The sequence below is a fragment of the Bifidobacterium sp. POST2/T3 (B1) genome (genome assembly GCF_058197115.1).
The window spans coordinates 1-10,662 of the sequence record NZ_JBVPQK010000077.1 but is presented as its reverse complement, the minus strand read 5'-3'; the positions used below and the strand labels follow the sequence as shown (position 1 = coordinate 10,662).

Genomic DNA, 10,662 nt, shown 5'->3' with positions numbered 1-10,662 from the left:
CAGGGGTCGAAGTCCATGGTGCCGGCCAGGGCGTAGGCCACCACCAGGGGCGGCGAGGCCAGGTAGTTCATCTTCACGTCCGGGCTGATGCGCCCCTCGAAGTTCCTGTTGCCCGAGAGCACGGCCGTCACCGTCAGATCGTGGTCGACAATGGCCTGGTGGATGGCCGAGTCCAGGGGGCCGGAGTTGCCGATGCAGGTGGTGCAGCCGTAGCCGACCAGCTCGAAGCCCAGGGCGTCCAGGTCCTCGCTCAGGCCGGTCCGGTTCAGATAGTCCGTCACCACCTGGGAGCCAGGAGCCAATGAGGTCTTGACCCAGGGCTTGGGCTTGAGGCCGCGGGCGCGTGCCAGGCGGGCCAGAAGACCAGCAGCCACCATGACCGAGGGGTTGGAGGTGTTGGTGCATGAGGTGATAGCCGCAATGACCACATCCCCGTCCCGCAGGCTGAACTCGCTGCCGTCGGCCTTCCTGACCGGCACGGCCTGGCTGTCTGCGTCCCTGCCTTGGTCGCTGTAATCCTTCAGGTCCCGATGGAAGGTCTGCTGGGCCTGGTCCAGCAGGATGCGGTCCTGGGGCCGCCGGGGGCCGGCGATGGATGGCCGCACCGTAGACAGGTCCAGCTCCAGCACCTGGGAATACTCGGGCTCGGGGCAGTCGGCATCCTCCGGGTCCATCCACAAGCCGTTGGCCTTGGCATAGGCCTCCACCAGGCGCACATGCTCGTCGCTGCGGCCAGTCAGACGCAGGTAGTCCAGGGTGATTCGGTCGATGGGGAAGATGGCGCAGGTGGATCCGAACTCGGGGCTCATGTTGCCCAGGGTGGCCCGGTTGGCCAGCGGGACCTGGGCCAGGCCCTTGCCGTGGAACTCCACGAACCGACCGACCACGCCCACCTCGCGCAGCATCTGGGTCACGGTCAACACCACGTCGGTGGCGGTGACCCCCTCGGGAATGGATCCTGTCAGCTTGAAGCCCAAGACCTGGGGCACCAGCATGGAAATTGGCTGGCCCAGCATGGCCGCCTCGGCCTCGATACCGCCCACGCCCCACCCCAGCACGCCCAGGCCGTTGACCATGGTGGTGTGGGAGTCGGTGCCCACGCAGGAGTCCGGATAGACCAGGGCCGGCCCCTCCCCCTGGGTCCTGTCCCTGCGCATGACCACCTGGGCCAGATACTCCAGGTTGACCTGGTGGATGATGCCGGTGCCCGGGGGCACCACGCGGAAGTTTTGGAAGGCCTGCTGGCTCCAGCGCAGGAAGCGGTAGCGCTCACTGTTGCGCTGGTATTCCATGTCCATGTTGTGTTCCAGGGCGCCGGGCACGCCCGAGCTGTCCACCTGGACGGAGTGGTCGATGACCATCTGCGCGGGGATGAGCGGGTTGACCAGGGAGGGATCGTCGCCCAGGGCCTTGACGGCATCACGCATAGTGGCCAGGTCGACCATGCAGGGCACGCCGGTGAAGTCCTGCATGAGCACCCGGGCGGGGCTGAACTGGATCTCCCTGTCGGGCTGGGCCTTGGGGTCCCAGTCCAGAAGTTGATCCAGCTGGTCGCGGGTCACCGTGGTTCCGTTCTGGTGCCGCAACAGGTTCTCGGCCAGGATGCGCAGGCTGTAGGGCAGGTGGTCGATCCCCGGCAAATCGCTGATCCGGTAGTATTCGAACTCCTCAGAGCCCACCTTGAGCTTGGAACGACCGGCATCTTGTGCGGATTCTGACATGCACAACCCCTTCCTTGAACGCTCAGGCATTAGTCCTTGCGCCCATGTGGACCGGCGGCGGGAGAGCCCCAAACCGTCAGCGACGCTTATCTGTGCTTTTGAGGTTCATTCTTAGCGCCCATGTGTTACCTGCCGGATGTAACGTGCGCATGCTGGATAGCCCAGGACGGCCAGGACCATGAGCAGAGCACCAACTAGGGCGAAGGCCACGGTGGCGGCCAGGGCAGGACCGGTGGGCAGACTGATGGCGAAGAACTGCGCCACTATGGGAATCAGGGCTCCGATCACTCCGACTGCGGCGAAGAAGAGGACCAGCAGGCCCCTCCAAGAGCGCAGAGGTCGGGCCACCTGGGTCAGGACTAGCACGCCCATGCAGAAGAGAATGATGGCGCAGACGGACCGCCAGCGTCCCAGATCCCCAGGCCGAGCCAGGTTCAGGTCCAACAGACCGGGCAGGCTCCAGGCCGCCGCCAGCACAATGAAAGCCGTGGCGATGCCCGAGGGCAGGGCGAAGGTAACCACCCGCTTGAGGAAGCCGGGCCGGTAGCGCCTGGTGTTGTGGGCCAGCGCCAGGAAGAAGGCCGGTGTGCCGATGGTCAGGGCGCCGATGTAGGTGATGTGCCGTGGCAGGTAGGGGAAGGGGATGCCGGTCAGGACCACGCCCAGGGAGATCAGGGCCGAGTAGACGGTCTTGACCAGGAAGAGGCCGGCCACACGCTCCATGTTGGCCATGACTTGCCTACCCCGGGCCACCACGTCAGGCAGATGGGAGAAGCGCGAATCCACCAGGACCAGCTGGGCCACGGCCTTAGTGGCGGCCGCAGCATTGCCCATGGCGATGCCCAGATCCGCCTCCTTGAGGGCCAGGGAGTCGTTGACCCCGTCGCCGGTCATAGCCACTGTGTGACCCTTCAGGTGCAGGGCCTGGACGATGGCCTTCTTCTGGTCGGGCAGAACCCGGCCCAGCACGTCCACGTCCTCCAGGACCTCGGCCAGAGCTGCCGTGTCTTCGGGCAGCTGACGGGCATCCATGGCCCGGGGTGCCCGGTCGCCGGTCAGACCCACCTTGCTGGCGATGGCCGCCACCGTGGCCGGGTTGTCGCCCGAAATGACCCGGCAGCGCACGCCCTGTTGACGGAACCATGCCAGGGTCTCGGCAGCGTCGTCGCGGATGTGCTCAGAGCAGGTGATCAGGGCCAGGGGCTTCAGGTTCCCGGGCAGATCGGGACTGCTGGTGAAGTAGTCAGACTGGTCGGTGCTCGGATACCCATTGGGGGCGGCCAGCATCAGCACCCGGTAGCCGCGGTCGGCTAGGTCGGCCACTTGCTGATCCACCTGGGGCCATCTACCCGCCTGGGATGCCAGGAGCACCTCCGGGGCGCCGAAGTACCAGATCCGCCCGGACTGATCGGCCACGGCGCTCCACTTGCGGGCCGAGGAAAAGGGCAGGCGGCTGACGGCTCTGCCGGGGTGCGGATCATCCATCCCCTTGAGGATGGCACGGCCGGTGGCGTTGGGGCTCTCCTCTGCGCAGACGTCCACCAGGGCCTGCCGGAGCTGCTGTGCCGGCAGATCCTCGGCCAGCTGGTGCAGGTCGTCATAGACGATGCCCCCGTCGGTGATGGTGCCGGTCTTGTCCAGATTCAGGGCATCCACCCTGGCCAGGGTCTCCACGGACTCCATCTGCTGGACCAGGGTCTGATCCCGGGCCAGGCGGATGGCGGCCAGGGCGAAGTTCAGGGAGGTCAAGAGGACCAAACCCTCGGGGATCATGCCCACAACACCGGCCACGGCAGACACCACAGCCTGCCGCCAGGCTCCCGTGGCCAGCGCCGTCTGGAAGCCGCCCACGGTCCGCATCTGGGTGAAGATGAGCAGCAGACAGAGGGGAATGACCACTACCGTCATGACCTTGAGGATGGTGTTGATGCCCTCGTTCAGGTCAGAGCGAACCTTCTTGTAGACCTTGGCCTTGGCCGTCAGCGTGGCGGCGTAGGAGTCGGCGCCCACGGCGGTCACCTGGGCCAGAGCCATGCCCGAGACGGCTGTGGAACCCGAGTAGACCTGGTCGCCCGGCTTGTGCTTGACTGTGCGCGACTCACCGGTCAGCATGGACTCGTCCAGCTCCAGACCGTAGGTGTCGATGATCTGCGCGTCTGCGGGCACCTGGTCCCCGGAGCGGATCCAGAGCAGGTCCCCCTTGACGATGGCATCGTGGGGCACGGTCAGGTTGCGCCCATCCCTGCGCACCGTGTAATCGGAGGCCACCAGGATGGACAGCCCGTCCAGGGTGTGCTTGGCCTTGAGCTCAGTGGCCACGCCAATGCCGGTGTTGATGATGATGATCAGGCCAAAGACCGCGTCCTTCCACTGCCCGGTCAGCAGGACCACCACCATGGCGGTCAGGATGATCCCGTTGAAGAGGGTGAAGACGTTGTCACGGATAATCTGGCCCAGGCTGCGCGAGGTTTGGTCCTGGGAGACGTTGACCAGACCCTGGGCCTTCAGCTGCTCCACCTCCTGCGAGCTTAGCCCCGGCCGGTCAGTGTCAGGAAAGCCTGTGCCCACTGTCGGCTCTTGCTCACTGCCTGTGCTCATCCTCGGCCCCCTCTCGGTCGGCGCTCAGGCGCACGGCCATGATCCTTGCATGCGGTCCGTCGTCCACAATGGTCTGCAGGGCGTCTGCCAGCAAGGGCGCGTGCGGATGCCCAGCAGAATCCACCGGATGGACCGTAGCCGCATAGTAGAGCCTACCTGGGTCAGGGGTCCAAGCCTTGGCGCTTTGAGCGAACTCCACCACAGGGATACCCGCCTTTCGGGCCGCCTTCAGAGCCGAGCTCCAGTCGCCAGCTCCAGGTTGGCGAATCAGAATCAGACTCACCCCGCGGTTGACGGCATCCTGCACCCCATCCTGCTGATCGCTAGTGGACTGCGCTGAGGAGAAATAGCCCTTTATACGCTCCGCCTTCAGCGATGCCAGGATGCGGCTGTCAAGACCGGCATCTGGGTCCTTGTCACCTGTCTGCGGGCAGCCAATCAAAGCCACTAGTATGTCGGAGCGATCGACACCGTCATGGGGCACGGTGCCATCATTCCAGGAGTCGCCCACGGCCCTGTCCTTTGGGGCACAGCCGGTCAGCATGGACAGGCCTACCAACAGAGCGACCACAATCAACAGACCGCAGAGCCGCCTGACCACTGCCAAGACCCGCCCGGCGCGGTTCAAGTCAGCGCCGCCTTCCCGCCGTGCGGGTGAAGACCGCCACCGTCTCCACGTGGTGGGTCATCGGGTAGATGTCAAAGGCCTCAAGATGCTTGGGACTATAGCCTAGGGAAATCAGGGTGGACGTATCCCTAGCCAGGCTGGTCGGATCGCAGGCCACATAGATGATGGTCCCAGCCCCGCTGGCGGCCAGCAGTCGACAGACCGCAGCCTTGGCACCGGCTCTAGGAGGATCAAGTAGGATCAGGTCGGGATGGCCCAGTCCCTTGGGCGGACCTCCAGTCAAAACCTTGGCCACATCACCTCGACGCAGGACCACTCGGTCCAGTCCAGCCCGTTTCACATTGTTTTTCGCACTGGCAATGGCTCCGGCGGAACCCTCCACAGCCAGGAGCCGGGCTCGTCCGTCCGCCAGGGAAGCCAGGGGCAGGGTGAAGAGACCTGATCCGCAGTAAAGATCCCAGATGACCGGCTCAGCGACCCCAGCCAGGGCCCTCTTAGCCTGGTCCGATACCGCCCTGGCCAGCACGACTGGAGCCTGACGGTGAACCTGCCAGAATCCGTCAGCCTGGACCCGGTACTCAGGTCCCGTCCCTGCCTCCAACCGCTCTGTTAGCAGGCGGCTCCCCTGGCGCAGACGGCCATTGACCAGTAGGGCGTAGTTGTCGCCAATCGGTCCCCCGTCGCGCGGCTGGGGCGCAGCCAGACGTATACGGGCTCCTGCGGGCAGGCCGCCTTCCCAGATACCCAGGTCCTCGGCCAGCTTCAGCAACTCCTGCGTAGCAAGGGGCATGGTCTGAATCGGTAGACGGTCATGCGAACCCCGCCGACGCATGGAGGGACGGCCCTGTTCGTCGGCCACCAGCTCGATTCGGGTCCTCCAGTGTAGACCGCCCAACTCTTCATCGCCTGGAACCCGAGCCACAGGCACCTGGACATCCACCCCACCCAGCCGGGCCATCTGCTGGCCGATCAAATCGGCCTTCCAAGCCAGCTGACCGGGAAGGCTCACGTGAATCAAATCGGCGCCGCCCAGTCCTCCTCCCCAGGCCAGCGGTCCAGCCAGGGGCCAGACTGGCTCACGGCGGTCAGGACTGGCCTCCAGCACTTGAGTGATCTCGCCTGTGGCGAATCTACCGGCTCGGCCGTGAGGCTCGTCCAAAAGAACCTCCACCAGCTCCCCAGGCAGGGCAAAGCGGACGAAGACCACCCGGCCGTCCTCCAAGTGGCTCACGCAACGGCCCTGGTCGGCATAGCGTTCGATGCGCAGACGAACCCTGGTTTCAGTCATGATCGGCATGGACCTCCTGGTCGACCTGGCGACGATGATAAGGGCCTCCGATCAGCAGCCAGCTGATCCAGATGCCCAGAGCAAACAGGGGCAGGCCCAGGATCAAACGCGCTGCGCCGAGGAACCCGACGGAGCCGGCCATGTAGAGCGGCAACTGAACCAGCAGACGAAGCGCAAAAACGGCGATCCAGACCAAGGTGGCCTGGGTATAGGCCCGAATCAGATCAGGTTCGCCCCGCCAGGAGGCCAGCCATTGCTTCCAGCCTGAGACGACGGGTCGGCGCAAATACTCCACCAGCAGGCCTATGCCGGGCATCCGTGCCAGCAGTGAGGCGGCCAAAACGATAATCCAGAATCCGTTGGTCAGGAATCCTGGCAGGTAATAGTTGCGGGCATCCCGGGTCAACCATGCAGCCACCAAGCAGATGCCCACCGAGAGCAAACCGGTCAGAGCTCCCAGAAAAGACTGCCGCTGGACCAGACGAATCAAGAGTTGCAACAGGGCCAGGGCTGCTGAAACCGCAACGGTCAGACCCAGACGGCCGGTCACCAGGAAGAAAAGCAGAAATACCAGTCCTGGCAGCAAGGACTCGACGATCCCCCGCCATCCGCCGATGGCCTCCATGACGGAGAAATCGTCGTCGGCCAGCGCTGCCAGCCCGGAATGCTTCTGCTTCACAGCCTTAGCGAACCTCCGAGAACATGGGTCCGCGAGACAGTGTGGTCTTCACCTCGGTCTGCTGGTCCGAGTCGAAGGGCCCCTCCGGCTTGCCAGGGATCTGCGCGCTCTCATCGTCCTTGGACTCCGAGTCTTCAGCTTCCCCGCGGCGCTGATTGGGGGTGATGGGCGCATGCATGGGAACCAGGTCACGAGGGGCCAGAGGCTCATCGCCACGGACCACCACCAGGTCGGCCAGGTAACCGTCAAGAACATCCTTCTCCTTGCCGCCCTTGGCTGCCGGGCCGGAGAAGATGCCACGCAGCATCCAACGGGGTCCGTCGATGCCCACCACCCGAGTCAGCAGGTTCTTGCCCTTGACCTTGACAGGCAGGGTCAGCTCCTTGCCAAAGACGCCGTCCACCTCCTTGCAGGAGGGGTTGGCCTTTAGCAGGTCGGCCCGAACCTCGTCCCACAGGCCTAGGGACTTGGGGGCAGCGAAGGGCTCCAACTCCAGACTGGAAGACTTATAGGTGATGGTGGCTCCCAGCACGTCGCCGGTCTGCGAGTTGGCCTTGAGCCTCAGCTCGCTGCCCTGCAGGAAGGGAAGCATCAGGGCGCCGATGTCCAGATACTCATCGGTATCGGGGGCCTCGGGATCCATGCTGTCCCAAGGGCCTTGGCCGCTCTGCTCGGCTTCGTCCTGCTCCGCAGCCGTCTCGTCACGATCCGTCTCTGACGTCAGATCAGATTGCTCAGTGGATTCCTCAGCGTCCTTGGACTTGTCGAGCTCCTTAGACTTATCCTCCTGATCCTTGACGTCCTCCTCGGCCTGCCTCTTGGCGCGTTTCCTGCCGAAACCGAACAATCCCATGATGCCTCATTTCCTTGTGAGTCTGTGCAAAGGATACCTAGTCGAGACCCAAGCGCAGCTTACCGCCTGGGATCGCGTCCAGCAGATCCTTGGTGTACTGGCGCTGCGGATGGTCGAAGACCTCGTCGGTGGTGGCGTGCTCCACCAGCCGGCCGTGCTGCATGACCACCACCTCGTCGGCGATCTGCCTGACCACGGCCAGATCGTGGGTGATGAACAGGTAGCTCAGACCTTGCTCGGCCTGAAGGTCGTTGAGCAGCCGCAGCACCTGGTCCTGGACCAGCACGTCCAAGGCGGAGACGGCCTCGTCGCAGATGATCACATCCGGATTCAGGGCCATGGCCCGAGCGATGGCTATGCGCTGACGCTGACCGCCGGAAAGCTCGTTGGGATAGCGCCCCATGACCGACTCGGGCATCTCCACCATGTTCAGCAGCTCCTTGACCCGCTTCTGCCTGGACTTGGCGTTGCCGATCTTGTGGATGCGCAGGGGCTCCTCAATGGATCGGTAGATGGAGTACATGGGGTCCAGGGAGCCGTAAGGGTTCTGGAAGACCGGCTGCACGTGCCGCCGAAACTCCAAGAGCTGACGGCTGCCGAAGTCGGCGATGTCCTGGCCCTCGTAGGTCACCCGGCCCGAGGTGGGCTTGAGCAGGTGCAGCACCATGTTGGCCACGGTGGACTTGCCCGAGCCGGACTCCCCTACGATGGCCAGGGTGGTTCCCCGCTTGACCGAGAAGGAGACGTCGTCCACTGCCTTGAACATCTCCTTACGACGCGGCAGCCTGAACTCGCGGGTCAAGTGCTCCACAGTGATGACGTGCTCGCTGCGCTCCAGGGTGCTCTCGCCCTTGACATGATGCTCCAGCAACCCCTCGGCATCCTGACCACGTTGCTTGGCGGATATGATGCGCTGGGAGGCCAGCGAGGGCGCAGCCTGGACAAGCCGCTTGGTGTAAGGGTGCTGGGGGTGTTGCAGGACCTCCAGGCTAGGCCCTGACTCCACCACCTGACCCCGGTACATGACCACGATGTGCTGGGCGCGTTCGGCTGCCAGACCCAGGTCGTGGGTGATGAAGAGCACCGCGGTGCCCAGGGATTCGGTCAGGCTGCGCAGGTGGTCCAGAATCCTCTTCTGGACCGTCACATCCAGGGCGCTGGTGGGCTCATCCGCAATCAGCAGGTCAGGGCGGGAAGCCAGGCCGATAGCGATCAGGGCGCGCTGGCGCATGCCGCCGGAGAACTCATGCGGATACTGCCGTGCCCTGGTTGCGGCCTCGGGCAACCCGGCCTCCGACAGCAGACCGGCAATACGGTCATCCATATCCGATCCGGTCACATGCTCCTTGGCCAGCGTCCAGGCTTTGTCGTCATTCACACCGGCGTCGATCAGGGACTTGGCCACACCCCATCGGGTCTCGGAACCCACATCCCACTCGGCCTTCATGGCCTCCATGGTCTTGTCCACGTCGGCAACCCCGGCGTCGCTCAGGGCCTGGCGAGCGGCCTCGAGCAGACCAGGCAGGTCCTTGGAGGAGATGAAGAGCTCGTCGTCAGACTTCTTTACTTTCACCTCTTCGTCGCTAGCCAGAGCCTTGGCCAGCCGGGAGCGCTTCTCCCGGGAGACATCCATGTGGTTGGCGGTCAGCGCCTCCTTGACTTGGGAACCGATGCGCCAGACCGGGTTCAGATTGCTCATGGGGTCCTGCGGGACCAGGCCTACCTGGGAGCCGCGTAGTGCCTCGTAGTCCTTGCGGTCCAAGCCCACCAGCTCGCGACCCTTGAGTCGGATACTGCCGCCGGTCACTTTGCCGGTGCCAGGCAGAAGACCAAGCACAGCCATGGCCGAGGTGGACTTGCCCGAGCCGGACTCCCCCACGATGGCCACCCACTGACCGGGGTAGACGTTGAAGGAGGCGTCACGAACTGCGTGAACAGTGCGCCCATCGGCGGTGAAGTCCACCTGCAGGTCCCTCACGTCGAGCAGAGGCTGCTGCTGATTGGTGGTCATGTTCTTGTCTGCTTCAGTCATGCTTCCTCCACTCAGGCCGTTCTGCTCTTGGGATCCAACGCATCCTTGACCGCGTCACCCATCATGATGAAGGCCAACACAGTGATGGCCAGGGCTGCGGAGGGATAGAAGAGGACCGAGGGATTGGTGGTCAGGAGGCTCTGGGCCGTCGAGATATCCCCTCCCCAGGAGACCACGGTGGAGGGTAGGCCGATGCCCAGGAAGCTCAGAGTGGCCTCAGAGACGATGTAGCTACCCAGCGACATGGTAGCCATGACAATGACCGGGGCCAGTGAGTTGGGCAGGATATGCCGGAAGAGGTTGCGCAAGGGCGTGGAGCCCAGGGCTGTGGAAGCAGTGTTGAACTCCAGGTTCTTGGCCTCCAAGACGGCGCTTCGGGTGATACGTGCCATGTTGACCCAGCCGAAGAGGGTCAGGGTCAGGATGATCTTCCACAGTGATGTGGAGGTACGGAACATCTGCAGGAGCACTATGGCACCCAGGATCATGGGGATCGCGAAGAAGATGTCAGTGATGCGGCTGAGCACTGCGTCAACCCAGCCCCCGAAGAATCCGGCGATTGCGCCGATGAGTCCGCCGAAGACGGTGACCAGGATGGTGGTCATGATGCCGATGGCCACCGAGGTCCGTGCACCGTGGATGACGCGGCTGTAGACGTCGCAGCCCTGCAGGTCGAAACCGAAGGGATGTCCCGGTCGGCCTGGCTCCACGGAGTTGGACAGGTTGCAGGCCATGGGGTCCTGCTTGGCGAAGAGGTTGGGGAAGAGGGCCACCAGGATGACCACAATCGCCAGGATTGCAGAGATGATGAAGAGCGGGTTGCGCCTCAGGGTCTTCCAGGCGTCGGCCCACATACTGGTGGG

At 64.2% G+C, this 10,662-nt stretch carries 8 protein-coding genes; all 8 read right to left on the bottom strand.

From position 1 onward, the window contains the following. Positions 1-1,721, bottom strand: a 1,721-nt coding sequence (gene acnA / locus AC0AP0_RS05345) for an aconitate hydratase AcnA (protein ID WP_490429624.1), incomplete at its 3' end; no start/stop codon positions are given. A 111-nt stretch (positions 1,722-1,832) separates the two neighbouring features. Continuing rightward, entirely contained in the window at positions 1,833-4,319 is a 2,487-nt protein-coding gene (locus AC0AP0_RS05340; RefSeq protein ID WP_490429623.1) for an HAD-IC family P-type ATPase, read from the bottom strand. Then, positions 4,303-4,947 carry a hypothetical protein gene (locus AC0AP0_RS05335; RefSeq protein ID WP_490429622.1) on the bottom strand — a complete coding sequence of 215 codons (645 nt, stop codon included), beginning with the start codon at positions 4,945-4,947 and terminating at the stop codon, positions 4,303-4,305. Before AC0AP0_RS05335 ends, AC0AP0_RS05340 begins: the two co-directional genes overlap by 17 nt. Before the next feature lies 1 nt (position 4,948). Further along, positions 4,949-6,235, bottom strand: a complete 1,287-nt coding sequence (locus tag AC0AP0_RS05330; RefSeq protein ID WP_490429625.1) for a class I SAM-dependent RNA methyltransferase — start codon at positions 6,233-6,235, stop codon at positions 4,949-4,951. Beyond that, positions 6,228-6,914, bottom strand: coding sequence for a DUF3159 domain-containing protein (locus AC0AP0_RS05325; protein ID WP_463603181.1), 687 nt, complete (start codon positions 6,912-6,914; stop codon positions 6,228-6,230). The genes AC0AP0_RS05330 and AC0AP0_RS05325 overlap by 8 nt, the downstream gene beginning before the upstream one ends. A 4-nt stretch (positions 6,915-6,918) precedes the next feature. Continuing rightward, entirely contained in the window at positions 6,919-7,767 is an 849-nt protein-coding gene (locus AC0AP0_RS05320) for a DUF3710 domain-containing protein (protein WP_490429621.1), read from the bottom strand. 37 nt (positions 7,768-7,804) lie between these two features. Continuing rightward, positions 7,805-9,799, bottom strand: a complete 1,995-nt coding sequence (locus tag AC0AP0_RS05315; RefSeq protein ID WP_211120796.1) for a dipeptide ABC transporter ATP-binding protein — start codon at positions 9,797-9,799, stop codon at positions 7,805-7,807. A gap of 11 nt (positions 9,800-9,810) precedes the next feature. Further along, positions 9,811-10,662 (bottom strand): ABC transporter permease (locus tag AC0AP0_RS05310; RefSeq protein WP_490429620.1); only part of this gene is annotated, 852 nt, incomplete at its 5' end.

Coding starts and splice junctions, on each gene's coding strand:
- AC0AP0_RS05340 (WP_490429623.1), bottom strand. CDS start 4,319: ATGAGCACAGGCAGTGAGCAAGAGCCGACAGTGGGCACAGGCTTTCCT.
- AC0AP0_RS05330 (WP_490429625.1), bottom strand. CDS start 6,235: ATGACTGAAACCAGGGTTCGTCTGCGCATCGAACGCTATGCCGACCAG.
- AC0AP0_RS05320 (WP_490429621.1), bottom strand. CDS start 7,767: ATGGGATTGTTCGGTTTCGGCAGGAAACGCGCCAAGAGGCAGGCCGAG.
- AC0AP0_RS05315 (WP_211120796.1), bottom strand. CDS start 9,799: ATGACTGAAGCAGACAAGAACATGACCACCAATCAGCAGCAGCCTCTG.